Origin of the sequence: Alistipes sp. AF48-12, from assembly GCF_003477565.1 — a bacterium.
In the GTDB taxonomy this organism is placed as follows: Bacteria; Bacteroidota; Bacteroidia; order Bacteroidales; family Rikenellaceae; genus Alistipes_A; species Alistipes_A hominis.
The window spans coordinates 204,915-231,058 of sequence record NZ_QUDJ01000003.1; the positions used below are offsets into that span (position 1 = coordinate 204,915).

A 26,144-nucleotide genomic window follows, 5' to 3' on the forward strand; every position below is an offset into this window, starting at 1 on the left:
CAGATGATGAGTAATTTCCGTTTTCTTTTATTCGTATGGGCGCTGATGCCGGGCGTTTCGTTCGGGCAGCACGCGGTGGCCACTTACCGGATGCCTATCGACGACTGGGGAATCCTTATTTCGCCGAGCGAGCCCGGCGAGCGGTATTACGAATCGGACGGTCGGGGTATGCGCGAACCCAATATCTACAAGGTCGGGGACACCTATTACCTGTTTTACGATGGGGCCGCTACGCACGAGGGACATCAGCCGGGCGATACGGATGCGGAGAATCACCTGTGGCGTACCCACCTGGCCAAAAGCAAGGATCTGAAAAACTGGGAACGGCTGGGGCCGAAACTCAAATGCGGCGTCGACGACGATCCGCAAGGCGCCGAAAAGGGCTACAAGGACTTTTGGAGCGCATCGAGCGCATGGCTCTATTACGACCGGGACACGAAGTATTGGTACGCCTACTACCTGGGGGCGGACGGAGCCGCCCCGGTCGGGGACGACGTAGGGACGCCGGCCGTCTATTATTCGAGTTGTCTGGCGAAAGCCGAAACCAAAGGCCCGAAAGGAATCGAAGGCGAATGGAAACAAATCAACAGGGAACCGGGGAAAGAGAAATCGGTACTTTTCTACAAAGGCACTAACGGCACTTTCCCGCAGGGGATCACCGTTCCGGGCCCCGTGATCGTAAACCCGAAATGGCAGGGCAAAAAAGATACGGCCAACCTGAAATACATGATGTTCGCGACCTGCGGGGCGAATATCGCGATTGTCCGTTCGAACGACCTCGAAGCGGTGCAGGATTGGGACGGCGATCCGAATCCGCAAGGATGGCGGGTCGACAAGCCGATACTGGGACCCCTGATCGAGATCCCGGGCGGATTCGCCGGCGTGCCGGCGAGCTGGGAAAGGATTCCCAACGACCGTCAGAACAAGACGGCCCCCGAAAATGCGAATTACTATTTCGACCCCGTTTCGGGTTACCATTTTCTGTTCACCAACCAATTCAACCAGAGCTACAACGCGACCGATTGCAACGTCGTGTACTGGACGAAAGACGTCGATCACTGGGACGACCGCAACAGTGCCGTAGTCGTGGATGCAAAGTGCACCAAAGACGGATGGGCGACCGGAGCGATCGGTTTCCCTTCGGTGCTCAGGGTCGACGACGAAACCCTACTGCTGGTTTACGACGCCATCAAAGGAAATTCGATCGGGCATACGCCCCGGCACATCGGATACGGATACTGGAAAATACCGAAGTTCGACGAAACGGGCAAACCGGTTTCCGCAGTACTGAATAAATAGAAATACGAAGAATGATATGAAGACGACGAATGATCCGATATTCATAAAGGAAGCGATAAAAACCAGTTCCGACATGTGGTTTCTGGGCTGGTGCGAAGCCAACGGCGGCAATATCAGTCAGCGTCTGGAACCCGACAAGATGGCGGGCCTACCACTCGCGGTCAAATCGGACTGGACCCCGGCGCGCGTTTCGCTGCCGAACCTGGCCGGCGAAAAATTCATGTTTTCGGGGACTACCCGTTTTTTGAGGAATATCAGCATCGCTCCCGAAAAAAACCTGGGCGTGATCGAAATGGATTCCAAGGGGGAGAACTACCGGGTACTGTGGGGATTCGAACCGGAAGGACGGCCCACCAGCGAACTGCCAGCCCACTTGAAATCGCACAGCGTAGCCAAAGAGGTCTCGGAGGGAGCGGATCACGTCGTGATCCATACTCACACGCCGAACCTGATCGCGCTCACTTACCTGCATGAGCTGACGACCCCGCTGCTCAGCAAACTGCTTTGGCAGTCGCATGTGGAGTGCGTCGTCGGATTTCCGCAGGGTATCGAATTCATCCCGTGGATGATGGCCGGCGGCGACGAAATCGCCGACGCTACGGCCGCAGCCTTCCGCAAACGGTCGATGGCCATGTGGCAGCATCACGGGGTATTCGCCCGGGGACGCAACCTGGACGCGGCGTTCGGCCTGATCCACATGGCCGACAAGGCGGCGGGTATCTACCTGAAGGCAATGGCCGCCGGCGGTATGCGCTGCGCGCCGTCTACGGATGTGGTGTGCCGGATCGCCGCCAATTTCCATGTAACTCCCGCCCCCGATTGCATCGATGCCGATACGTCGGCGTTAATGATACGCCGGGATTAAAACGATCACGAAAACGACGAGCCGACATGAAAGCGTTTTTTACCATATTGCTGCTGGGGTGCTTGAGCACGGGCCTTGCGGGGGGGAAAACGGTTCCTGTTATCGACAACGAACCGGTGGGCGAGGTTAACCGGCTGTGGGACCTCGCCCTGTTGAGTCGGGTTCCGCAAGTCGAGTGGCTGGACGATGCGCCCGGCGACGCGGTGCGTTCGTTGCTGTTGCGCAGTGTCGATTATCAGGGCAAACCGACCCGGGTTTTCGCTTATTACTCCGACCCCGATTTACTAGCGAACCGCCCGCACGGGAAAAAGAAGTATGCGGGCGTCGTACTGCTTCACGGAGGCGCCGGATGGGCTTTCCGACAATGGGTCGAAAAATGGGCGGCCGAAGGGTATGCCGCCATTGCGATCGATCTGTGCGGCAACGGGCCGGAGATCCGGCCGCTGCCCGACGGAGGGCCGAATCTCGGCGACGACGAAGCCGTATTCATGCAGGCAGAAAACGGAGACATGAAACGTTCGTGGACTTATCACGCCGTCTCGTCCGCAATTCTGGCGCACTCGCTGCTACTTTCCATGAAACAGGTGGACGCGGACAAGACGTGCCTGACGGGCATCAGTTGGGGCGGTTACCTGACCTGTATCGTCGCCGCGCTCGATAACCGCTTCAAAGCCGCGGCGCCGGTGTACGGATGCGGATACATGGACGAACTGAAATTCTTCGACTACGGCATGAGCAAACTGTCGGCCGACGGAAAAGCACGGTGGATACGCGATCTGGACCCGTCCGTGTATCTCCCGTACGTCGGCATCCCGATGCTGATGGTCAACGGAAACACCGATACCGCTTTCGATGTGCCCCAGTACCAGAAAAGCTGCCGCCTGATTCCGCAACATTTCCGCGAAGTTTGCATCCGTCCCGGTATGCGGCACGGACATTACGAAGGGTGGGAACCGGCCGAAATCCGGTGTTTTTTCGAAAGCGCGGTCGGCGACGGATATCCGCCGATCCGGATAACGGACGTAAGCCTGGACGACAGTCTGCGGGTTTCGTTCCGCACAGGCATATTTCCCTATTCGGCCGAGTTTTACTATACGAACGATACGCTGTCGGACAACGCGCACCGGGTATGGCACACGGTCGGGGGGACGTTGAACCGCGAAAAGGGGACTTTCACGGCACCGCTGCCGCAGGAAGGGTTCCGGTTCGGATTCGTAACGCTGAAAGACGTCCGGTTGATGTCCGTTTCGACGGAGTTCATTAGCCCCGAATGATTTGAAATTTTAAAATACGACATATGAAATACATCATTGTCTTGGGCGACGGCATGGCCGACGAGCCGATCGAAGCCCTGGAAAACAAAACTCCGCTGCAAGCGGTTTCCAAACCGGCCATCGATTGGGTGGCGGCGCACGGTCGCAGCGGAATGCTCGCTACGGTTCCTGCCGGATTCGCTCCGGGCAGCGAAATCGCCAATTTGTCAGTACTCGGCTACGACGTTCCGAAAGTTTTCGAGGGACGCGGCTCGCTGGAAGCCGCCAGTATGGGAGTCAAGATCGAAGACGGGGAAATGGCCATGCGCTGCAACCTGATTACGATCGAGGACGGAAAAATCAAAAACCATTCGGCCGGACACATCTCGAATGCGGAAGCCGCCGAACTGATCGCCTTCCTGCAAAAAGAACTCGGCGGCGAGGACGTCAACTTCTTTCCGGGAGTTTCATATCGGCACCTGCTGAAAATCAAGGGAGGAAGCAAACGCATCGTTACGACGCCTCCGCACGACGTGCCGGGCACTCCTTACAAAGACGTTTTGGTCAGGGCCGCCGACACCGACGGAGAGCCGACCGCTCGGCAGTTGAACGAACTGATCGAACGTTCGATGACATTGCTGGAAAACCATCCGGTCAACCTGGCCCGCAAAGCGGCCGGAAAAGATCCGGCGAACAGCATCTGGCCATGGTCGCCGGGCTATCGCCCGCAGATGCAGACGCTGATGCAGCGTTACGGAATCGGCAGCGGCGTAGTGATTTCGGCGGTAGACTGATTAAAGGAATCGGCGTCTATGCCGGCCTCGAATCGATCGATGTCGAAGGCGCTACGGGGCTTTACAATACGAATTACGAGGGGAAAGCGCAGGCTGCCATCGAAGCGCTCCGCACGCACGATTTCGTATTTTTGCACATCGAAGCCAGCGACGAAGCGGGGCACGAGGGCGATGTCGCGCTGAAGATGAAAACGATCGAATACCTCGACCGGCGCATCGTCAAACCGATCCTCGACGCCGTTTCGACCTGGAACGAGCCGGTTTCGATCGCCATCCTGCCGGATCACCCGACTCCGTGCGCGCTCCGCACCCACACGTCGAAACCGATCCCGTTCACGATCTACCGGACGAACGAACCGGGCGACGAGGTGCAGGCGTTCGACGAATTCGCAGCCCGGAAAGGCAGCTATGGCGACCTTTCGGGCGATCAGTTTATGGAACGATTTATTTTAAGAAAATAGTACGAAAAGCGGCCAGCGGGCCGTCGGTAAAAGCAAAAAACGATGAAATATTACAGCACGAACCATACGGCGCCGGAAGTTGCGCTCGGCGAAGCGGTCGTCCGCGGCCTGGCTCCCGACAAGGGACTCTACATGCCCGAACGAATTGAAAAACTGCCCCGTTCGTTTTACGACGGAATCGCATCCATGTCGTTCCACGAGATCGCCTGCCGTGTAGCGGAGGCGTTTTTCGGAGACGACATCGAGCATGAAACGCTGCGAAAGATCGTCTGCGATACGTTGAGTTTCGAAACGCCGGTCGTCCGGGTCGAACCGGGAATTTATTCGCTCGAACTGTTTCACGGGCCGACTCTGGCATTCAAAGACGTCGGAGCCCGTTTCATGGCCCGAATGCTGTCCCACTTTATCGGTCGCGACAACGGTCGGGTGACCGTGCTGGTCGCCACGTCGGGCGATACCGGCAGCGCCGTGGCCAACGGTTTCCTCGGCGTGGAGGGCATCGACGTCGTGGTGCTCTACCCGAAAGGCAAGGTCAGCGAGATCCAGGAAAAACAGTTTACGACGCTCGGCCGGAACATTACGGCCCTTGAGATCGACGGCACGTTCGACGACTGCCAACGGCTGGTCAAAAGCGCTTTCCTCGATCGGGAACTGAATGAACGTTTCCGGCTGACTTCGGCCAATTCGATCAACGTAGCCCGCTTCCTGCCGCAGGCATTCTACTACTTCAACGCTTACGCGCAGATGCGCAGGGCAGGGGAGAACGGGGAGATCGTAGTCAGCGTTCCGAGCGGTAATTTCGGCAACATCACGCCGGCCTGTTCGCCAAACGGATGGGATTGCCGGTAAAACGTTTCATCGCGGCCAACAACAGCAACGACATTTTCCTGCAATACCTGATTACGGGCGTTTACACGCCGCGGCCGTCGGTCGCTACGCTGGCCAATGCGATGGACGTGGGCGATCCGAGTAATTTCGTGCGCGTGCTGGATCTGTACGGCCAGTCGATCGACGCGATCCGGGCCGACATCAGCGGCGCACGGTACAGCGACGACCGGATCCGTTCGATCCTGGCCGACACGCTGAAACGAACCGGATACCTGCTCGACCCGCACGGAGCCTGCGGTTATCAGGCATTGAAAGAGGGACTGCAAGCGGGCGAAACGGGCGTCTTCCTCGAAACGGCGCATCCGGCCAAATTCAAAGATACGGTAGAGCCGATCATCGGGCAGCCTGTTGCCGTTCCGCAGCGGCTGGCCGAATTCATGAAAGGGCAGAAACTATCGGTAAGACTTCCGTCCGACTTCGATACGTTCAAACGATTTTTATCGGACAGGCAATAACGAAACATACTTCGAAAACGGGCGGCCCCTTTTGTAAAGTGCCGCCCGTTTTGCGGGAAAACTTCCCGATTCGGCCATATAAAAGCAGAGACGACCCCAAAGGGGATCGTCTCTGTTCGTAATAAGGAAGCGCGCTTAGGCTTCCATCTTGCCGTGGCAGTGTTTGTATTTCTTCCCGCTGCCGCAGGGGCACGGATCGTTTCGTCCCACCTTCTTCTCGACATGCACGGGAGCAGGCTTGCTTTTCTCCCTGGAACCGGCGGCTGCGGCCGCCTCGTTCCGCGAGGTCTGCAACTGAGACAGATCCGTTTTGGGCTGCGGCATTTGCTGCTTGGTCACGTCCGGATTTTCCTTGACGGGAACGAAAGCTTTGAACAACGTCGAAAGAATTTCGCGATTCCCTTTTTCCAGCATCTTGCTGAACAAGTTGTAAGACTCGAACTTGTAGATCAACAACGGGTCTTTCTGCTCGTACGAAGCATTCCGGACGCTCTGGCGCAGATCGTCCATTTCGCGTAGGTGCTCTTTCCAGTCTTCGTCGATGATGACCAGCATGATCACCTTGCTGAAATGCTTGAATACCTCCTTGCCTTCGCTGTCATAAGCTTTTTTAAGGTCTACCGGCACATTGAACACACGACGTCCATCGGACACCGGAACGTAGATATTCTCGTACTGAGCGGCGTTCTTTTCGTACACGTTTTTGATAACCGGATAGGTAGTCGCCGCAATGCTCGCCATGCGACGGGCATAGGCGTCCTGGAAATCCTTAACGACCATACCGGCCAACACCTCGCGCTTTTTCTTGGCCTCTTCGAACTCGTTCTCGTTGAACGAAGGCTGCACGGCCACCTGGCGGATCATCTCGAACTTGAAGTCCTCGTATTCGCCGTCGCCGTACGTCTCGACGAAACTTTCGGCGAAATCGACCATGATGTTGTTCAGATCGACCTCGATCCGCTCGCCGTAAACGGCATGGCGGCGGCGGGTATAAATCACTTCGCGCTGGGCGTTCATCACATCGTCGTATTCGAGCAGGTGCTTACGGATACCGAAGTTGTTCTCCTCTACCTTACGTTGCGCGCGTTCGATCGCCCGCGACATCATACCGGCTTGGATCACTTCGCCTTCCTTCAATCCCATTCTGTCCATCAGTCCGGCGATCCGTTCCGAACCGAACAGCCGCATCAGGTTATCTTCCAGCGATACGAAGAACAGCGACGAACCGGGGTCTCCCTGACGTCCGGCACGTCCGCGCAACTGACGGTCGACCCGGCGTGACTCGTGCCGTTCGGTACCGATGATTGCCAGACCGCCGGCGGCCTTCACTTCGTCGGTCAGCTTGATGTCGGTACCGCGACCGGCCATGTTGGTGGCGATGGTCACCTGTCCTTTGCGTCCGGCTTCGGCCACAACCTGCGCCTCAAGCTGGTGCTGCTTGGCATTTAGAACATTGTGCTTGATCCCGCGCAGTTTCAGCATACGGCTCAGCAACTCGGAAATCTCGACCGAAGTAGTGCCTACCAGCACCGGACGTCCGGCCTCGACCAATTTGGCTATCTCTTCGATAACGGCGGCATATTTCTCCCGCTTGGTTTTATAGATTACGTCGTCCTTGTCGTCGCGGATCACCGGACGGTTGGTCGGAATGACGATGACATCCAGCTTGTAGATATTCCAGAGTTCGCTGGCTTCGGTTTCGGCCGTACCGGTCATACCGGCCAACTTGTGGTACATACGGAAATAATTCTGCAACGTAACGGTCGCGAACGTCTGCGTGGCAGCTTCGACCTTCACGCGCTCTTTCGCTTCGATAGCTTGGTGCAGCCCGTCCGAATAACGGCGGCCTTCCATGATACGCCCCGTCTGTTCGTCGACGATCTTCACCTTGTTGTCGATCACCACGTATTCGACATCCTTTTCGAACATGCTGTAAGCCTTCAACAACTGACTGACCGTATGAAGACGTTCCGAACGGATCGCATAGTCGTTCAGCACCTCGTCCTTTTTCGCCGCCTTTTCTTCGGGGCTCATATCGCTTTTCTCGATGTCGGCGACGATGGAACCCATATCGGGCAGCACGAAAAATTTCTCCTCGTTGACGCTTTTCGACAGCACTTCCTGCCCCTTATCCTGCAGCTCGACCGAATTGAGTTTTTCGTCGATCACGAAAAACAGGTCGTCGACGATTTCCGGCATACGCCGGTTATTATCCTGCATGTAAATATTTTCAGTCTTCTGCATCAGCGCCTTGATACCGTGTTCGCTGAGGTATTTGATCAGCGGCTTGTACTTCGGCAGCGCTTTATGGGCCCGGTAAAGCAGAATACCCCCTTCTTCGGTTTTACCCTCCGCAATCAGCTTCTTCGCATCGGCGACGAGCTGAGTCACCTGATTCCGTTGCAGATTGAACAGGTTCTCGACCGCCCCGCGGTATTGCTCGAACATCTGGTCGTCTCCTTTGGGAACCGGCCCAGAAATGATCAGCGGCGTCCGCGCATCGTCGATCAACACCGAGTCGACCTCATCGACGATCGCATAGTGGTGCTTGCGCTGCACCAGGTCGTCCGGCGAGAACGCCATGTTGTCGCGCAGGTAGTCGAAACCGAACTCGTTGTTCGTCCCGAACGTAATATCGGACATATAAGCCTTGCGGCGCGCTTTCGAATTGGGCTGATGTCGGTCGATGCAATCCACCGACAATCCGTGGAACTGATACAGCGGCCCCATCCATTCGGAGTCGCGGCGCGCCAGGTAATCGTTGACGGTCACCACGTGCACGCCCTTCCCGGCCAGCGCGTTCAAGAACACGGGCAGCGTCGCCACCAGCGTCTTACCTTCGCCGGTCGCCATTTCGGCGATATTTCCTTTATGCAGCACGACGCCGCCGAAAAGCTGGCAATCGTAATGCACCATATCCCACACGATCTTGTTCCCTCCGGCTACCCACGAATTGCTGTAAACGGCCTTGTCGCCGTCGATCCGGATGAAATCCTTGCCGGCGGCGGCCAGCTCCCGGTCGAAATCGGTCGCCGTCACGACGATCTCCTCGTTCTCTTTGAACCGGCGGGCGGTCTCCTTCATAATGGAGAAAGCCTCCGGCATGATTTCGTCGAGTTTCTCCTCGATCTTGCGGTCGATCTCTTCGGTCAGCGTATCGATCTGTTTCGAGATGCGCTCCTTGTCGTCCAAAGAGGTGTCCAGGTTCTCAAGCTGCACTTTCAGTTCGGCGATCTGCTGTTCCTCTGCGCTGATATATTCGGCGATGGCGGCTTTCAGGCCGGCGCTTCTCGCTCGCAATTCATCGACGGTAAGTTGTTCGATGGACGGATATATCGCTTTGATCTTGTCTACATAGGGTTGAATCGCCTTGCGGTCTTTCTCGCTCTTCGTTCCGAAAAACAATTTAATTAATCCGGTTACTACACTCATATTCCTTTCTTATTGATTAAGACGTTGAAAAATAACGCGTAAATTTAATGTTTTTTATTGAGAACACAGCACGATTCTCCCGATATTACAGTACGCGCAACGTTTTTTCTCGCAATATTCCCGGGTCAGTTCGAGCAACCCCTGCGAGAAAAAAGCGTTGTCGGCGGCGACGCCGTGCGTTTTCCACTCCCTGACGATCCGGATATGGTTTTCTGCGCGGATCTCCTCCAGAATCCCGATCGCCCTCTCTTTCAGCTCTTCGTTTCCGGTGATTTTGCCGTATGCGAAAATCATCGGGACGACCAGATTGATACCGAGGTTATCCAGCATCATATCGCCGAACCGTTTCACACTGCGTCCCGAAGGCTGCCCGAAACAGTAATGAGTCGTCCAGTATTCCGAAGCGGAGGCCGAAAAGACCTGCCGGATGTCGCGCTGCGTTTTGCAATTGACCAAACGGGAGAAAAAAAACTCGCCGGAAACCAGCAGCGCGGCCAGTTCGGCAATACGCAACACCGGTTTCTGATCGGGACGTCCCGAGCGGAGGTTCCATGCGTTGCGGTGCATCGGAACGATCCCGAAACGCCGGCTCAGATGTTTGAATTCGTATCGCAGTTTATCGGAATAGTCGTCCGAAGGCTCCGCCTCCAGCAATCCGGCCGCACCCAACAACAGGGCTTCGGCCGACGCGACGGACTCCCGCACCCGACAGATTTGCGTAAAAGATACCGTTCGCGCCAGTCGCTCATAGGATTCGCGGTTGGACCCGGCCCCGACCGCCCTGAACAGCGAAACGTAAAACGCTTCGTTCCAGTTGTTATCCGCCTGCCGGTAACGTTGCAGAAACTCGTCGTATTTACGCTCGAGACGCTCGCAGGTCAATTCCGTAAGCAGGTTGTACCGCTTTACCTCCGGCATTCCGGCCAACAAGGCGCCGCACCTGTATGAACCGCTTTCGCCAAGCAACCGTTCGTAGCGTTCGGCCAGTTCCCGCGGGAAAACGATCGCCGCGTTGGGAATCACCGAACCGTCGGCGCGACAGATAACTGCGTCGTCGTGAACGACCAGGTTCAACACGCAGTGATCGTAACCGGGGTCTTCGTGATGGGCATGCTTATACCAGTCCGAAGCGTATTCATGGATCGCTGCGGGACCACGATAAACCGTTCCGTCCAATTCGAACCGAACGTCCAGCAACTCCATCCCTTCGTCGGGATTGGCCCTGCCGTGCCCGATGACGCCGAACGTAGGCCCCCCGACGCCGGTGTAGAGCTGCCTGCACCAGACCAATCGGATCAGTTCTTCGATTTTGCCTGCGGACGATGCCATAACGCCGGTTTACATTAAGCCCAGATCGAGCAGGGTTTCTTCCGACATCATGCTGCGATCCCAAGGCGGATCGAACGTCAGAATGACGTTGACGGAAGTGATTCCTTCCACTTTGGCGACATTTTCATTGACCTCTTCGAGCAACTGATCCGCCATCGGACAGTTCGGAGCCGTCAGCGTCATTCGGATATTAGCCGTTCCGTCCGGCTCGACGTCGATTTCGTAAACCAGCCCCAAGTCGTAAATGTTGACCGGGATTTCCGGATCGTAAATATTTTTCAGCGTCAGAACGATATCCTGTTCCATCCGCATGATATCCTGAGGTGTCGTCATAACGGTTGACTTACATTTTGCTTTTGTACGCCAGCGCGTACAGTTTCATCTGCTTTATCATCGCCAGCAACCCGTTCGCCCGGGTAGGGGACAGGTTCTCGCGCAACCCGATCCGGTCGATGAAATAAAGATCCGCGTCGATGATCTCATCCGGCGTCCGGCCGTTCATCACCCGGATCAGCAGCGCGATGATCCCTTTGGTAATAATCGCGTCGCTGTCGGCGGTGAAATAGATCCGTCCGTCGTCCTTCAACTCGGCGTCGACCCACACCCTGGATTGACATCCTTTTATCAGATACTGTTCGACCCGGTGCTTCTCGTCGATCGCCGGCAGCTCCCGGCTCAGTTCGATCAGGTACTCGTATTTGTCGAGCCACTCGTCGAATACGGAAAACTCTTCGACGATCTCGTCCTGCATTTCGTTAATCGTCATCTCTTCAAACTATTTAACAACTTCTTCGAGCACTTTTCCCGTTACGGCGTCCGGAAGCGGAATTTGCATGATGCGTGCCAGGGTAGGCGCGACGTCGGACAACTCCACATCCCGTTCCACAGCCGCCGCCGGAACGCCGCTACCCAGAAACAGCAACGGAATGTGCGTATCGTATTCATAAAGCGATCCGGACAACGATACGGCGTGCTCGCGCTGTTCGATCCAGCCCGGCATCAAGTTGATCACAACGTCGCCCGACCGCTTCGGGTAGAAACTGTTCTGAATTTTTTCGCCGTATCCTCTCCCGAACGCGCCGCTCTGCAGATCGGTCGAGGTCAGCGCGCCGGATACGCCCCGGAACTGCAGGGCGAACGCTGCCGCGCGCGCCTGGACTTCCGCCAGATTGAATCCGTACTTATAGATCATTTCTCGATTCAGGTACAACTGCCTGCTGCTGTATCCGAGAATCCAGTTGCCCGGTTCGTACTGAGCGCTGAGGAAACCGTTCATGATCAGCTTGAACTGATCGACGTTGAACTGTCCCCCGGGGATCCGGCTCTGCTCCCGGTAAGTATTGCTGCTCCCATGGTCGGAAGTGAGCACCAGCACGACCTCTCCCGGCTTGAACTGCGCCTGTACGAAGCCCGTCAGTTCGCCGATTTCCCGGTCGAGCTTGTAATACATATCCTCCACTTCGATGGACTGCGGTCCGAAATACTCGCATATCAACCGGGGCGAATCGTAGCAAACGGTCAGCAGATCGGTATGGTCGTCCTTGCCCAGTTCTTCCAGGATGATCGCTTCGCGCGCGAAATCGGTCACCAACATGTTGCCGAACGGCGTATAGAGCAGCGAGGCAGATCGTACTTTTCGGGTTCTTTTTTAAATATCTTCAAGATGCTGCGGAAGAAATTCTTGAAACCGGACGGCCGGGCGCTGAAATTGAGCACGGTCGTATCGGTATTCTTATATGCGGCGAACGATTTGTCGGGCACCCACTCCCGGTCGAGCAGGCTCGACGCGAAACGTTTTTCGTTGTATTTCTTGACCCAGAAAGGCAGGTTCTCGAAATAATAGCTGCTCGACACCCATTGCCCCTTTCCCGGATCGAGCCAGAAAGCGCTCCCGGTCGAACCGCCGCTGATTACGGCCGAATAAGGATCTTCGGCAACGGCCACGACTTTCGATTTCGGATCGCTTTCATGCAGGCGGTCTCCCAACGTGGCGGCAGTCAGGTTCAACGGAGAAAAGCGGTTTTCGCCCTCTTCGCAATCCAATCCCTTCACTTTGTCGTCCGCAATCAGGTTAATGCTGTCGTTGGTCGTATAGTTGTACCAACTTTCCGACGCGACTCCGTGCCCGGCCGGATTGGTGCCCGTCGAAAGCGTGGCGAGTCCGGCGACCGTATTGGTCTGCATGTAATTGCAACGGGCATTGGTGAAGTTGACCCCGCTGTCGAGGTAGGTGCGGAAGCCGTTTTCCGAGAAATTATCGCGGAAACGTTCCAGGTATTCGTACCGCATCTGGCTGATAACGATATTGATCACTAATTTGGGTTTTCCGACGCTCTGGGCGGCGGCACCGGTATGAACCAACAGGATCAGGCAGGCGGGAATAAAAAATCGGTTTAATTTCATCTCCGGAAAATCGTTTAGACTCACAAAAGTATAAAAAGTTTCCGAATCGGATACGCTGTCTTACGCACGAATGCGGCGTTTATTCGAAGCCGGACGCTTCGGAAGCATCAACACTCTGTTTTTCAATCGATTTAATCCTTCTTTTTATTTTGCGGATCATATATGCGCGGCGCAGGTGAAATGCGATAAAAATCCACAACGGAATCAGCAGCAGCGCGAAAAAAATCATTGAATAGATGCTGAATACGTATACCATCAGTTGTACGAGCGCCATGCTCAGGCTCAGCGAAACCGCCGACAGGATAGCGCCCGTCTTGTAACCGGTCTTGAACGGCAACCGGCACTGCCGGCAACGGAAAATTCCTTCGATCCCGATCGCCCAGAACCAGGGTATGCGCACCCTGGCGCCGCACTGCGGACATGTCAGGCTGCGTTTCATGACTCGAAAAAATTTAATTCGCGGGAAAAATCGAGATCCGGATACGCCTGCTGCAATGCGCGGACTTCCGCGGCTTTCTGATGCCGGAAGGCTCGATAGGCCGGGTTTTCCGGGTTCAAGGGACGGTGTGCGAGCGCTCGATTCAGCGCATCGATCTTCCGGAACACCCCCGTGCAGGAAGGATCGAGCGCCGCGCAGCAGAACTGTTCCCAGATATAATCGACCGCTACTTCCGAAGGGTGGGCCATGTCCTTTTCATAAAAACGATAATCCCTCAGGTCGTCCGTCATGATTTCGAAAGCCGGAAAATAACAACACTGCGGATAACGTTCGATCAACCGGTGAATGGCCACGATCAGCGTCGATTTGCTCAGCGCGTTCTCAGGCAGGCCGTCTCCCAGATGACGCACCGGGCTGACCGTCCAGATTACCGGCTTGTCTTTCAAAGGCCCTTCCAGCAACGGGACGAACCCCCCGACCACTTCGTCGACCGACAATCGCCGCCGTAAAAATTCGCCGGACGGTCGTTTGTGACAGTTGCAAACGATTTCTCCGGTCTCCCGGAGTTGGTAAACCCATGCCGTACCCAACGTCAGGATCAGATATCCCGCCTCGCGCAGCGCCCGGGCGCCGGACTGTACCGCCTGATTGATCGTTTTCAACGCTTCGTCCCGGTCGACCGAAGCCAGCGAACCGTGATGATCGAAACTGACCCACAGGTCGCCGCTTCGGGTCAGGTCGTTCGCTTCGTAAAGCTTCCCCGAATCGAGACGGGTCAGCGTCCGGGCCACGGAAGCCGGATTGAACAGGATTCCGAACGGATTGAAGACGACGGGCAACTTATAACGTTTCATCCGCATCCCGATATTTTCCGCAAAACAGGAGCCGAGCAACAATCCCCGCTGCGCATACCCGATTCGGAAACCGCACGGTGTTATATTTATAGGTGTACGAAACTGCATAGTACGACAATCGTGTTACAAAGATAGCAAAATTCCGTAGGAAAAACGGCGGACGAAATGCCCGTTTCCGGATACTTTTCCCTATTTTTACCCCAAAATGTCTGGATATGCTACTTTTTCCGAACTGTAAGATCAACATCGGCCTGCGCGTCGTTGCGAAACGGACCGACGGCTATCACGATATCGAAACCGTCATGTACCCGGTGCGAGGACTGTGCGACGCCCTCGAAATACTGCCGGATGCGACGGACGACATTTCGTTCACTTCGTCGGGACTGGAAACGGGCGTCGATCCCGAACGCAATATCTGCGTCCGGGCTTACCGGGCATTCCGCGAAGCCTGTCCGATCGGCGGCGTGCGAATGCACCTACACAAGACGATCCCGATGGGAGCGGGTCTCGGCGGAGGTTCGGCCGACGCCGCTCTTACGATCAAAGGGCTGGCCGAACTGTTCGGCGTTCCGCTGACGGCCGAACAGATGATCCGTTTGGCGGCGCAGGTGGGAAGCGACGTTCCGTTCTTTATCGACGGCCGGCCGACGCTCGCTACCGGCCGGGGAGAAATCCTCGCTCCCGTAGCGGGTTCGCCGATCGGACACAGGCTGGTCATCGTCAAACCGGACGAATCGGTCAGTACGGCCGAAGCCTACGCAGGCGTCGCGCCCGCACGGCCCGAAAGCCGGCTCGGCGATTTGTTCGGGCTGCCGCTCCGGCAATGGAAAGGACGCATCGTCAACGACTTCGAGACATCCGTTTTCCGCATTCATCCGACGATCGCGGCGATCAAAGAAGAACTCTATCGGGCGGGGGCTCTTTATGCTTCCATGTCCGGTTCGGGATCTGCCGTCTACGGAATTTTCGAAGAGCGGACGCCGGATCTACCGGCATTCGAAGGAATGTTTGTATATCAGGAAGATATGATCTGAGCGAATGCGAAAAGCGGGGATAAGTTTTCGATTTGGGAAAAAAATTCGTAAACTTGCCACGCCCAAACATACGAATTGGTTTATTTTGAAAGAGACTTTACAGTATTAACCTAATCAATTATTCTATGTCAGTAGAGGATGAAAAAGTTCTCGAACTCCAGCATCGGAAAGAGAAAATTTTTTATGGCGGCGGAGCCAAAGCCATAGAAAAGCAAAAGGCGATGGGAAAACTCACCGCGCGTGAGCGTATCATCGCATTGCTGGACGAGGGATCGTTCCATGAATACGACATTTTCGTGGAACACGACGGCCGGGATTTCGGTATGCAGGACAAATCGCTTCCAGGTGACGGCGTGATTATCGGCACCGGAATGATCTGCGGCCAACCGATCGCCATATTCGCACAAGACTTTACGGTTGCCGGCGGTTCGCTCGGCTTCATGCATGCACGTAAGATCACCAAAATCATGGACTATGCCCTGAACATGCGCATTCCGTTGATCGGAATCAACGACTCCGGCGGAGCGCGTATTCAGGAAGGGGTCAACGCGCTGGCCGGCTACGGGGAGATTTTCTTCCGCAATACGCTGTCCAGCGGCGTGATCCCGCAGATTTCGGTGATCCTGGGTCCCTGCGCCGGCGGCGCCGTTTATTCGCCCGCGCTGACCGACTTCGTATTCGTGGTCGAAAACATTTCGAAAATGTTTATCACCGGCCCCGAAGTAATCAAAACCGTGCTCGGCGAAGAGATCTCGATGGAGGAACTCGGCGGCGCGCGCGTACACAGCGAAATGACCGGCAACGCTCATTTTTTCGCCACGAGCGAGGAAGAGTGCTTCGTCCAGATCCGCAAGCTGATCTCGATGATCCCGATGAACAACACGACCAAAGCCGAAAAGATCGCTCCGGCGGCTCCGCTGCCGCAGTACGACATCACGTCGATCGTTCCGAACGACCCGACCGTACCGTACGACGTGCGCGACGTAATCAAGGCGTTGGTCGACGAGAGCGAATTCCTCGAAGTGATGGAACTATTCGCAGCCAACATCGTGGTCGGTTTCGGACGCGTCGCCGGCGAAACGGTCGGTTTCATCGCAAACCAGCCGCTGGTGATGGCCGGCGTGCTCGACTGCGACTCTTCGGACAAGGCCGCCCGCTTTATCCGTTTCTGCGACTGCTTCAATATTCCGATCGTAACGCTCGAAGACCTGCCGGGCTACCTGCCGGGTGTGGACCAGGAGCATGCCGGCGTAATCCGCCACGGCGCCAAGATGCTGTACGCGTACAGCGAGGCGACCGTTCCGTCGATCACCGTCGTGCTGCGTAAAGCCTACGGCGGCGGTTATATCGCCATGGGGTCGCGCCACCTGCGCGCCGACTTCGTATTCGCATGGCCGCTGGCCGAAATCGCCGTGATGGGTCCCGAGGCGCCGCCAACATCATCTTCAAGAAAGACATCGTCGGCGCCGAAAATCCGGCCGAAATGCGTAAACTGAAAATTCAGGAATATAAGGAGAAATTCGCCAATCCGTACGTTGCGGCGGCAAAGGGCTACATCGACTCGGTGATCGCCCCGGCCGAAACCCGCATGTTCATCGAACACGCGTTGAAGGTATCGGCTCATAAGAACCGTTCGCAGCCCAACAAAAAGCACGGCAATCCTCCGTTCTAAACCCCGGTAAGTATGGAAAAAAATCATTACGATACGTTGGAAACCATGCACGGAACGTTCCAGACGACGCTTACCAAAAAGCATCTGGCACGTAAGCCGTGGGAGCCGGAGAACCCGAAGCACATCAAATCCTCCATCCCGGGAACGGTCGTGAAGGTATGCGTAGCCGAGGGACAGGCAGTGAAAGTCGGCGATCTGCTGATCGTTTTCAAAGCAATGAAAATGAACAACAACATCAAAGCCACTTTCGCCGGCAAAGTGAAAAAGATCGACGTGAAGGAAGGAGACAATATTCCGAATCACGCGCTGATGATCGAAATGGAATAGGATTTCGAAATCTGCTTTTCAGGGAGGCAACGAACGGTTGCCTCCCTGTTTTTATTGGCTGGACAACGGCAGGCGATCGCATGAAACGCCCCTTCGCAAGAATTACGGTTCCGTCATCGCTCTTTACAAAAAAAGCAGGGAATCCCCTGCTTTTTTGTATTTTATACGGAAAACCCGCTTATTTGCCCTGCTGAGCCAGATCGGCCGGATCGCGCATCACCATATTTTTGTCGACGCGAATCGTCACGTTGTTGTCGACTTCGACCAACACATATACGTCTTTCACCTCCTTGACCGTACCGTAGATTCCGCCGGCGGTGATGATTTTTTGTCCTTTTTCGAGTGCGTTACGGAATTTCACCAGCTCTTTCTGCCGTTTCTGCTGCGGACGTATCATGAAAAAATACATCACCGCAAAAATCAGCACCATCATAATCAGCAGAGACGCGCCCGATCCTCCGGCAGCCGGAGCCTGGAGCATAATTGTTGTCAAATTCATAATAATCAATATTAAAAGTTTTCTGCAAAGTTAACGGATTCTCGGAATTTCGCAACCTTATTCCGGAACAAATTCAGCTTTATTTATCCGGAAAATCATTCGACTTCCCCGATGACGACCAGCGTAAAAGGCTGTTTGGACAGCGTGGTACGCAGGGTGATGTGTTTGAGCTGGTATCCGGAGAAGCCTTTGCTGTCGAATTCGAAAACGAATCCCGCCTCCGCGCCGGGCTGCACCGGTTCCCGTTCGAAATCAACCGTCGTGCATCCGCAGTTGGTCGCCGCCGACAGAATGATCATCGGACGATCGCTCCCGTTACGCAGCGACAAATCCCTGCGGATAACTTCTCCGGCGTGAATCCGCCCCAAATCGACCGTATCCGTTCTTACGGAATCGGTCAACGCGATCACAGTCGCACCGGCTTTGTCCGGGACGACCTTCTTGCCGCCCGTTCCGCAGGAACAAGCGAAGCATAACAAACCTATGATCAAAAACTGTTTTTCCACGACGATCGGTTTCCGCATGAGAACGGAAGCAATATGAGTGCCATTCACGGCTATTTGTCCAGCAATCCGCGTCCCGTCTTTTGGATGCGCTTTTCGGCCGTAAGCGCTTCGACCACCTTGTCCAGCACGCCGTTGATGAACGTACTGCTACCCGGCGTACTGTAATATTTGGCTATTTCGATGAATTCGTCCAGGGTAACCTTTACGGGAATCGACGGGAAAGCGATCAGCTCGGACATCGCGGCCACCATGATCACGTTGTCCATGAATGCGATCCGCTCCACTTCCCAATTGCTGGTATAACGGCCGATGTATTCGGCGTATTCTCTGAAGTGCACCAGCGCATGTCGGAAAAGCTCCCGGACGTACTCCCTGTCGTCGTCGCTCTTATACTGGGGTAGCAACGGCAGTTCCTGCCGGCCCTCCCGCATGTCCGACAACGTGCGCAGCACCATGATCGTCGCAAAATCGACATCGTCCGTCCAGAAAATAGATTGCTCCTCGATCACCTCTTCCAGCGCCTCGCACTCGCAAACGATCCGGGTATAAAACTTTTCGACCAGAGCGGCGTCTCCTTTGAAAGACCCCGTCGAACCGTTCATGTACTGTCGGTAGAAATCGCTGTCGATCAACAGTATATAGAGCTTCTTGATCAGTTCGGGATACTGCACCCATCCCAGCTTTTTACGTTGCAGGTAATCGGTCAGCTCTTCGCTGTCCCGGATCGCCGCGATCACGCGGTTATCGACGAATCGGGTATTCGGATTCAATTCTTCGGGGGTAGGCAGTTTTTTGCGGCGCCCGAGTTCGATCCGGTTTTCGGCGTAATTCGCCACGTCTACGACGAGCCACAGCAACTGATGGTAAAGCTCGTAGGTCTTATCGATGCTGAACAGCAGATTTTTTTCCGAAACGATCAGGGAGTCCGACTCCGACTTAAAATGCGAATAAAGAGCTTTGACAATCTTAATCCTTAATAATCTTCTGCTTAACATCTTCCTTAGAGCTATTGGGGATCGCAAATCTACGGATTTTTTCGGGAACCGGAAAGAAACACTCCGAAATTTTTATCTTTGTGGAAAATTTTACGGAATTGAGGAATTTCGACCTTATCATAGCGGGCGGAGGGGCCGCCGGGATCATGGCTGCGGGGATAGCCGCACAGGCCGGATTCAGCGTCCTGGTCTGCGAAAAGATGGAAAAGCCGCAGCGGAAAGTCCGGATCACCGGCAAAGGCCGCTGCAACCTGACCAACATGCGGCGGCCGGAGGAATTCCTGCAAAAAGTCCGCAGCTCTTCCGACTTTTTCGCCCCTGCGCTGGCACGGTTCGGCAACCGGGAAACGGTCTCTTTTTTCGAACGGATCGGCGTTCCGCTGACCATCGAACGCGGAGAACGGGTTTTCCCCGCCAGCGGACGCGCCTGGGACATTGCCGACGCCCATGTGCGGTGGAGCAGGGAACAGGGAGCGCAGATCGTATGCCATACCCGGGTGACCGAAGTGCACACCGCGGGAGGCCGGGTTTCGGGAGTTACGCTAAGCACGGCCCGAAACGACTCGGAACGGGTGACGGCCTCCTGCGTATTGCTCGCCACGGGAGGTGCTTCTTATCCGGCTACCGGCTCCACGGGCGACGGCTACCTGCTGGCGCACCGGCTCGGCCACGCCATCGTCGAAATCCGGCCGTCGCTGACTCCGCTCGAAACGTCGCTCCCGTTTGCGGAGAGTCTGAAAGGTTTGCGCCTGAAAAACATATCCGCCCGCCTGGCGATCGACGACCGCTACGTTCAACAGGAATTCGGCGAACTCGAATTCACCCCTTTCGTCAGCGGCCCTGTGACCCTGCGGATGAGCCGTCAGGCCGTGGACGCGCTAATCGACGGACAGCGAGTCGCCGTCGACCTCGATCTGAAACCGGCGCTGAACCCGACCCAGTTGAGAGAACGGATCGCCCGGGAAGCCGAAACACTCGGCCCGCAGGCGCCGCTGAGCAGTCTGTTGCGCAAATTGCTTCCCGCACAATTGATCCGTCCGTTCGCAGCCAGTCTGCAAATACCCGAACGGCTGCCGCTAAATGCCGTAAAAGCTCCGGAACTCGATAAAATCGTCGGGCAACTGAAACTTTTCCGGCTGCCGATCAGCGACTATCGCCCGTTCGAGGAGGCCATTGTCACCGCCGGCGGCGTCTCGACCGCAGAGGTCGATCCGCAAACGATGCAATCGCGTCTGGTAAAAGGGCTCTATTTCGCGGGCGAATTACTCGACATCGACGCCGATACGGGCGGATACAACCTGCAGATCGCCTATTCGACCGGACATCTGGCCGGACAGATGCTCGGAAATAAATAAAGGCTATGAACGGTATTAAAAAGATAAAACAACGCCTTTTCAGAGGCTACTTCCGGGTCAGGGCGCACATCCATGTCCGCCATTGGCGAGGACACGGCATCCATTCGCCGTTCATGTACGGCATTGTCCGGAACGTATTTATGAAAGACCGGATTACCGGTTGCGATACTACGCTTTACGACGCGCTGCGCAGCAAGCGGGTAGGGCACCGGCACGCGGTGAAAATCCAGAACCTTTACACGCATTGCCGGCTGGACAGTTTTACGCTGATCCCGAACGTAGGCCCTCCGAAACCGGCATCCGGGCGCAACCTTTGCATACTGCTTCCGGACGTGACGTTGGAAACCATCGCGGCGACGGCGCACCGGGTCTCGGAAGACAAAGGTTGCATGATCATCCTGTCTCCGCACCGGAGCGCGCGCCACTGGCGCTTCGCGCAACAGATTTGGCAGCATTACCCGTGCGTCAGCGTAGACCGGCGCGTCATGACGATTTACTTTTTCAACCCCAAACTTCCGCCCCAACACTACCGCATATAACCTATTAAACATTCCGAACGATGAAAGTGTACACGAAAAAAGGAGACAAAGGAACCACTTCCTTGGTCGGAGGCCAGCGGGTTCCCAAAAACCACCCCCGCCTCGAGGCATACGGCACCGTGGACGAACTGATGTCCTTTACCGCCTACCTGCGCGACAATCTGGACGACACGCCCCGCCTGTCGCCTTACCGGGACGACCTGCTGGCGGTGCTCGACCATCTGATGCGGGCTGCCTCTCACCTGGCGACCGAAGGCGAAGCGCCTAAATACCTGCCGGAATTCGGCCCCGAAAAAGCGCTGTTTCTCGAAAACCGGATCGACGCCATGCAGTCTACGCTGCCGGCGATCGCGAAATTCACGCTGCCCGGCGGACACCCGGCCGTATCGCTGTGCCACATTTGCCGCACGATTTGCCGCCGAACGGAACGGATCGTCCTGACCCTGTCTGAACAATACACTGTGAACGAATACATTAGACAGTATATCAATCGTTTATCGGACTACTTTTACGTCCTCGGCCGCAGGCTCACCGAAGATTTTAACGTAAAAGAAATACTCTGGGTGTACGATAAATGAATTTTTTTTTTTTTAATTTTGCAAACTAAAATCCGAATATATAACCAAAAACTCATACGATCATGTACTGGACATTAGAATTGGCGTCGAAACTGGAAGATGCTCCGTGGCCTGCCACTAAAGACGAATTGATCGATTACGCTACGCGTTCGGGTGCCCCGCTGGAAGTCATCGAAAATCTCGAAGAGATCGAGGACGAAGGCGAGATCTACGAAAGCATCGAAGATATCTGGCCCGATTACCCGAGCAAAGACGACTTTTTCTTCAACGAAGAGGAATATTAAACCGAACGATTACGAAATAACGAGACGACGCGCGCGTCGTCCGTATCGTTTATTTTTATATCCGCAAGCCGATCACTCCTGTAGACAACCTTCCTGCTTTTCCTCCGTCTCTTCGGAATCCTTGATGCAAAACATCACGCCGGCCCGGTTGTAAGTAATTATCTGGATCGCATCGTCGCGGCGCAGAATCCCGCGGACGCTCGAAATGCATTTATTCAGGTAATTGTTTCCGTTCGTATTTCCCGGCCACAGCAGATCTTCCAACGCCGGTCTTTCGTGAATCACGTTCATGTGATGGCAGAAGTGGTAAATCAACTCGTATTCTTTCTGCGTCAGCTTGTGAACGGCGCCGTCGATGGTAATCTCGTGACTGATCGTATTGAGCGTCGTGCGCGGTGTGATATCGAGAATCCGTTTCAACTTCGGACGCTGGTTCCGCAGTTTCGAAATCAGACGGGCTTTCAATTCCTCCACCGCAACGCTCTTGCGGATGTAATCGTCTGCGCCGACGCTCAATCCCTTGATCGCATCTTTCGGATCGGACAGAACGGTCAGGAACAAAATCGGCACTCCGGGGTCTTCCTTCCGGATTTCCTTGGCGACCTCGTATCCGTCCAGTCCGGGCATTCGTATGTCGAGCAAAATGATGTCGGGATGCAACCGTCTGTATTTGGCCAGCGCATCGAAACCGTCGTGAGCATAGATCACTTCATACCCGTCCTTTTGCAAACTGGCGATAATCGGTTCCGCCAACCATTGGTCGTCTTCCGCATACAATAACGAATAACTGGCAATTTGAGAATCCATAATCCTTATCTATTTTTGGGTATCGATAGCGTAAAGGTACTACCTTTTTTGTAAATACTGCTGACCGTGATCTTACCTTTGTGGGCTTTGGCAATCATCTTAATGTAGCTCAGGCCGATACCGAATCCGGTGCACCGTACCGTCTTGCCTTTCGGGATGCGGAACTCGCGCCGGAAGATCCGTTTGAGGTATTTCTTCGGAATGCCGACGCCGTGATCGGTCACCGAAACGCACAAGTAATCGCCGGCCGTGAAGCACCGCACGAATATGTCGGAGCTCCCGACGAATACTTGATCGCATTGTCCACCAGATTGACGATCGCGTTCAGAAAACACAGTTTGTCGGCAGTGATCAACTCCTGCGTCGTCTCGTACTCCAACTTGATTTTGCCGGTCGGTTCCAGCATCAGTTCGTACTGCATCATCACGTTGTCGAGCAACTGCCGGACGCTGAACTCTTCGGGATGTATGTCGATTCTCGCTTTCTTGATCGTCAACAACTTATCGAGCATTAGATTGGCCAGCGTGATTTTGAATTCGCCGACCTTCACGAGCCTGCTCCGCCGCTGGGCATCGGGCAGCGAATCCAGCACCCGCTGTAAGAACGCGATCGGATTCCTCATCTCGTGCGACATGTTCTTGAGTTGTTCGGACACCCGTTTCTGATAAAATATCGTATAGATCAAGAAGTACAGGATCAGAATGAGAATTACGACGATCTCGATGGACGACACCAGAAAACGCTGCATATGGCGGAACATCGCCGAATACGAATTGTCGAAACGGACGACCAGCGCGGCCTTGCCGTCGATCCCCAACGGCAGCGAATCGGTCACGAGCCCGTAATTCTTGCTGACCTCCCGACTGACAGTCGCCCCGATAGGCTTCTGCGTCGCACAGTCTATCTTTTCGATAACATACGGCAGTTTGATATCGTACTTTGCCAAATGTTTTGCATAAACAGAATCCAATCGGGAAAGATTTATTCCGCTGATATTATATCTAGCCAAACTCCACCTCTGAAAACGCAGATATTCCTCTTTTGACTCATACTTTTTCTTAATCTTAGGAAAACCTTCTCGAATTACAACGACTTCCAAACCCTCAATGTCATAAGAAATTGTAGAGCGCGGAGGAATTTCACCTCTGTCAAAATACCGTTTTTGCCATTCGAGACTACTATTTATAAGTTCATCAGCCATCACAACATCCAACTCAGAAATAGCTGTAATCCGAATACGCTTTTGTTCAGACAAATACAACTTTTGAATCCAAACATATTGCAGGTACAGTAATCCCACAACGGCAATAATAGCCACGACTAAACTTATTCTTAACCTTATTTTCATATATTTAAGTTATTAGATAATATCTGTGAGGACAAATGTAATAATATAAATTCCGAACGGCATAAAAAAGGAACAAAAAAGGAATAAAAAAAGATCAGAGTCTTAGGCACTTTTGTAGTGCAATTTTAATAAAAAATGAAAAAAACTTGGTATTTAGCTATCGTTAGTTTGTTCTTAGTAGTATCCGTCGTATCCTATTTCGTTTTTTCGTCGGATGAGAGCACGGAAACAGTTAATCTGCTCCATAAAAATATAGAGGCTTTGGCCGATTCGGAGAGCGGTGGTTCCGGAGAATGTGAAAATGTGTCTGGTTATTGCGTAATATATGGGACAGGAGGACATGACGGGGATCTCATTGAAGGCATGCGAAACAAATGATCACCCTGCGTACCCTCGTCTGCGCCGGTCTGTGCGCATCCTTATTTTCCGCCTGTCAAAACGATAAAAGGCTTCCGGGAAGCCCCGTCGAGTATTTCGGTTCCGTCATGCCGATTACAGGAACCGAAGTGCTCGATTTGGATAGCAGCGAGGCTTTCCTGCCGAAAGCCATCGCCGTACGGGATTCGGTGGTTTTCGTACAGTGTCAGGGGTCGAAGGACGTCGTTATTTCGGTCGATCTGAGGGACAACACTCGGAAAGTGCTGCTGCGGAAAGGCAACGGGCCGGGCGAAGTCCTGCAAATGTCGGCTTTCTCTCCATCCGGAGACGGGAAAATTACGGCCGTCGAAAGCAACAAGCGATTCCTGATCGAAATTCCGGCAAACAGCGACTCTGCATCTCGTTTTTCCCTTTTACCGAAAAAATACGGCCCTTATTCGTCAGCCGTCGGGGGTGACCGGTGCGTTATCTTCACGGGATGTGTCGACGGCGGAATGTACCTGTATTATAATACGGCCGACAGCAGCGTCCGGTTTTTCGGCGAATACCCGGTGCGGGAAGAGTACCGAAAACTGGACAACCACATCAAAAGCAGGATCTGTCTCAGCGGTCGGCTCGCCATCAGCCCCGACCACCGGCGTCTCGTCTACGTCAACTACAACGGCGGGCTGATCGACATCAGCGCGATCCGCAACGACTCGATCGTCAACGTATGCAGCCTCGATTTCCATTATGCGGACGTCGTGATCGAAGGCGAGATAGTCAGCATACGCCGCACCAACAAAAACGGATTTTACGACGTATCGGCGGGGAACGACCGTTTCTGCACCATCTATTCGGGTAAATCCATTGAGAAACACCGGGCCGGCGTCGACGACTGCGACTACCTGATGGTCTTCGACTGGAACGGCAATCCGGTCGCCTGCTACGAATCGGACAAACCGTTGACCAAAATCTATTATCAAGAAGACGAGAATGTCGTCTACGGCGTCAGCATCGCCGACGACGGCGCAAAACTCTACAAATTCCAACTGCTTTAACCCGGCTTATAACGTCCGCCGATAGTTTATCTGTTCGGGAACAGGGCCTGCATGTGCGATTCATGCAGGCTTTTTTTGTTTATACAGCACCTCGTGTCGAAATACGCAATTTAATAGAAGCGCTTTGCAATATTCGGTAATATTAATTAACTTCACTATGAATATAAAAATAATTATGCGAAATATGAAAACAACTCTCCGATCTTTCTTAATTTTATTATCGATTCTTTCGTCGATCCCGTTGCGGGCCGCCGATCCGACAGAGATTCCGTTTCGTATCATCGATTTTCTCCAGGCGGAGCGTGCCCGC

25 protein-coding genes and 3 pseudogenes are annotated in these 26,144 nt (G+C 54.4%); 14 read left to right on the forward strand and 14 right to left on the reverse strand.

The window, feature by feature from the left end; all coding sequences use genetic code 11:
* Nucleotides 1-3 precede the first annotated feature (3 nt).
* The 5 genes and pseudogenes from DW082_RS03165 to thrC all read left to right on the forward strand — a co-directional run bounded on the left by DW082_RS03165 (nt 4) and on the right by thrC (nt 6,015).
* Entirely contained in the window at nt 4-1,299 is a 1,296-nt protein-coding gene (locus tag DW082_RS03165; protein WP_118457278.1) for a hypothetical protein, read from the forward strand.
* Nucleotides 1,300-1,315: 16 nt separating this feature from the next.
* Nucleotides 1,316-2,164, forward strand: a complete 849-nt coding sequence (gene rhaD / locus DW082_RS03170; protein WP_101573204.1) for a rhamnulose-1-phosphate aldolase — start codon at nt 1,316-1,318, stop codon at nt 2,162-2,164.
* A 26-nt stretch (nt 2,165-2,190) separates the two neighbouring features.
* The gene (locus DW082_RS03175; RefSeq protein ID WP_118457280.1) at nt 2,191-3,438 is read left to right on the forward strand and encodes a S9 family peptidase; all 1,248 of its coding nucleotides are present in this window, start codon (nt 2,191-2,193) and stop codon (nt 3,436-3,438) included.
* 23 nt (nt 3,439-3,461) lie between these two features.
* Nucleotides 3,462-4,672 (forward strand): annotated as a pseudogene (locus tag DW082_RS03180) (cofactor-independent phosphoglycerate mutase).
* Between the two features lie 42 nt (nt 4,673-4,714).
* Nucleotides 4,715-6,015 (forward strand): annotated as a pseudogene (gene thrC, locus DW082_RS03185) (threonine synthase).
* A gap of 135 nt (nt 6,016-6,150) precedes the next feature.
* On the opposite strand, the gene secA reads toward thrC, so the two are convergent.
* The 8 genes from secA to DW082_RS03220 all read right to left on the reverse strand — a co-directional run bounded on the left by secA (nt 6,151) and on the right by DW082_RS03220 (nt 14,580).
* Nucleotides 6,151-9,447, reverse strand: a complete 3,297-nt coding sequence (gene secA / locus DW082_RS03190) for a preprotein translocase subunit SecA (protein ID WP_055206305.1) — start codon at nt 9,445-9,447, stop codon at nt 6,151-6,153.
* A 54-nt stretch (nt 9,448-9,501) separates the two neighbouring features.
* Nucleotides 9,502-10,776, reverse strand: a complete 1,275-nt coding sequence (locus DW082_RS03195; protein ID WP_118457282.1) for a DUF2851 family protein — start codon at nt 10,774-10,776, stop codon at nt 9,502-9,504.
* A gap of 9 nt (nt 10,777-10,785) precedes the next feature.
* Nucleotides 10,786-11,109, reverse strand: a complete 324-nt coding sequence (locus tag DW082_RS03200; RefSeq protein WP_055206301.1) for an iron-sulfur cluster assembly protein — start codon at nt 11,107-11,109, stop codon at nt 10,786-10,788.
* Nucleotides 11,110-11,119: 10 nt separating this feature from the next.
* Complete coding sequence (locus tag DW082_RS03205) at nt 11,120-11,542, reverse strand: SufE family protein (protein ID WP_101573194.1); 423 nt, start codon at nt 11,540-11,542, stop codon at nt 11,120-11,122.
* A 9-nt stretch (nt 11,543-11,551) separates the two neighbouring features.
* Complete coding sequence (locus DW082_RS14890; RefSeq protein WP_259335486.1) at nt 11,552-12,370, reverse strand: alkaline phosphatase family protein; 819 nt, start codon at nt 12,368-12,370, stop codon at nt 11,552-11,554.
* Complete coding sequence (locus DW082_RS14895; protein WP_259335487.1) at nt 12,361-13,179, reverse strand: alkaline phosphatase family protein; 819 nt, start codon at nt 13,177-13,179, stop codon at nt 12,361-12,363. The genes DW082_RS14890 and DW082_RS14895 overlap by 10 nt, the downstream gene beginning before the upstream one ends.
* 79 nt (nt 13,180-13,258) lie before the next feature.
* On the reverse strand, nt 13,259-13,618 hold the full coding sequence (locus tag DW082_RS03215) for a hypothetical protein (protein WP_055206295.1): 360 nt from the start codon (nt 13,616-13,618) through the stop codon (nt 13,259-13,261).
* The gene (locus DW082_RS03220) at nt 13,615-14,580 is read right to left on the reverse strand and encodes a GSCFA domain-containing protein (RefSeq protein WP_118457284.1); all 966 of its coding nucleotides are present in this window, start codon (nt 14,578-14,580) and stop codon (nt 13,615-13,617) included. The genes DW082_RS03215 and DW082_RS03220 overlap by 4 nt, the downstream gene beginning before the upstream one ends.
* Before the next feature lie 107 nt (nt 14,581-14,687).
* Between DW082_RS03220 and ispE the strand changes: the two genes are divergently transcribed.
* The 3 genes and pseudogenes from ispE to DW082_RS03235 all read left to right on the forward strand — a co-directional run bounded on the left by ispE (nt 14,688) and on the right by DW082_RS03235 (nt 17,505).
* On the forward strand, nt 14,688-15,506 hold the full coding sequence (ispE, locus tag DW082_RS03225; protein ID WP_118457286.1) for a 4-(cytidine 5'-diphospho)-2-C-methyl-D-erythritol kinase: 819 nt from the start codon (nt 14,688-14,690) through the stop codon (nt 15,504-15,506).
* Between the two features lie 125 nt (nt 15,507-15,631).
* Nucleotides 15,632-17,178: pseudogene (locus DW082_RS03230) on the forward strand (acyl-CoA carboxylase subunit beta).
* Nucleotides 17,179-17,190: 12 nt separating this feature from the next.
* Nucleotides 17,191-17,505, forward strand: coding sequence for a biotin/lipoyl-containing protein (locus tag DW082_RS03235; protein WP_055206287.1), 315 nt, complete (start codon nt 17,191-17,193; stop codon nt 17,503-17,505).
* 178 nt (nt 17,506-17,683) lie between these two features.
* Here the strand turns inward: DW082_RS03235 and yajC are convergent, their stop codons facing one another.
* The 3 genes from yajC to DW082_RS03250 form a co-directional block, all read right to left on the reverse strand.
* A complete protein-coding gene (gene yajC, locus DW082_RS03240; protein ID WP_055206285.1) occupies nt 17,684-18,004 on the reverse strand; it encodes a preprotein translocase subunit YajC in 321 nt (106 codons plus the stop codon).
* 95 nt (nt 18,005-18,099) lie between these two features.
* Nucleotides 18,100-18,510: a DUF1573 domain-containing protein gene (locus DW082_RS03245; protein ID WP_182424075.1), complete on the reverse strand. Its 411-nt coding sequence runs from the start codon at nt 18,508-18,510 to the stop codon at nt 18,100-18,102.
* A gap of 50 nt (nt 18,511-18,560) precedes the next feature.
* The gene (locus tag DW082_RS03250) at nt 18,561-19,505 is read right to left on the reverse strand and encodes a transcription antitermination protein NusB (protein ID WP_118457288.1); all 945 of its coding nucleotides are present in this window, start codon (nt 19,503-19,505) and stop codon (nt 18,561-18,563) included.
* Between the two features lie 80 nt (nt 19,506-19,585).
* Here DW082_RS03250 and DW082_RS03255 point away from each other — a divergent pair, with 80 nt between their 5' ends.
* The 4 genes from DW082_RS03255 (at nt 19,586) to DW082_RS03270 (ending at nt 22,261) form a co-directional block, all read left to right on the forward strand.
* A complete protein-coding gene (locus DW082_RS03255) occupies nt 19,586-20,860 on the forward strand; it encodes an NAD(P)/FAD-dependent oxidoreductase (RefSeq protein ID WP_101573429.1) in 1,275 nt (424 codons plus the stop codon).
* Between the two features lie 5 nt (nt 20,861-20,865).
* Nucleotides 20,866-21,399: a histidine kinase gene (locus DW082_RS03260; RefSeq protein ID WP_101573184.1), complete on the forward strand. Its 534-nt coding sequence runs from the start codon at nt 20,866-20,868 to the stop codon at nt 21,397-21,399.
* A gap of 20 nt (nt 21,400-21,419) precedes the next feature.
* Nucleotides 21,420-21,977: a cob(I)yrinic acid a,c-diamide adenosyltransferase gene (locus tag DW082_RS03265; RefSeq protein WP_101573182.1), complete on the forward strand. Its 558-nt coding sequence runs from the start codon at nt 21,420-21,422 to the stop codon at nt 21,975-21,977.
* Between the two features lie 62 nt (nt 21,978-22,039).
* Complete coding sequence (locus DW082_RS03270) at nt 22,040-22,261, forward strand: DUF2795 domain-containing protein (protein WP_055206276.1); 222 nt, start codon at nt 22,040-22,042, stop codon at nt 22,259-22,261.
* Between the two features lie 72 nt (nt 22,262-22,333).
* Here DW082_RS03270 and DW082_RS03275 read toward each other — a convergent pair whose 3' ends face one another.
* The 3 genes from DW082_RS03275 to DW082_RS03285 are packed head-to-tail and all read right to left on the reverse strand — an operon-like array spanning nt 22,334 to nt 24,014.
* Entirely contained in the window at nt 22,334-23,068 is a 735-nt protein-coding gene (locus DW082_RS03275; protein WP_101573180.1) for a response regulator transcription factor, read from the reverse strand.
* 5 nt (nt 23,069-23,073) lie between these two features.
* Nucleotides 23,074-23,331, reverse strand: a complete 258-nt coding sequence (locus DW082_RS03280; RefSeq protein ID WP_182424076.1) for a sensor histidine kinase KdpD — start codon at nt 23,329-23,331, stop codon at nt 23,074-23,076.
* Nucleotides 23,289-24,014, reverse strand: coding sequence for a HAMP domain-containing sensor histidine kinase (locus DW082_RS03285; protein ID WP_118457292.1), 726 nt, complete (start codon nt 24,012-24,014; stop codon nt 23,289-23,291). Before DW082_RS03285 ends, DW082_RS03280 begins: the two co-directional genes overlap by 43 nt.
* A gap of 537 nt (nt 24,015-24,551) precedes the next feature.
* On the opposite strand from DW082_RS03285, the gene DW082_RS15405 reads away from it, so the two are divergent.
* Nucleotides 24,552-24,794: an NVEALA domain-containing protein gene (locus DW082_RS15405; protein ID WP_118457294.1), complete on the forward strand. Its 243-nt coding sequence runs from the start codon at nt 24,552-24,554 to the stop codon at nt 24,792-24,794.
* A gap of 107 nt (nt 24,795-24,901) precedes the next feature.
* The gene (locus DW082_RS03295) at nt 24,902-25,834 is read left to right on the forward strand and encodes a BF3164 family lipoprotein (protein WP_182424077.1); all 933 of its coding nucleotides are present in this window, start codon (nt 24,902-24,904) and stop codon (nt 25,832-25,834) included.
* Nucleotides 25,835-26,144 lie beyond the last annotated feature (310 nt).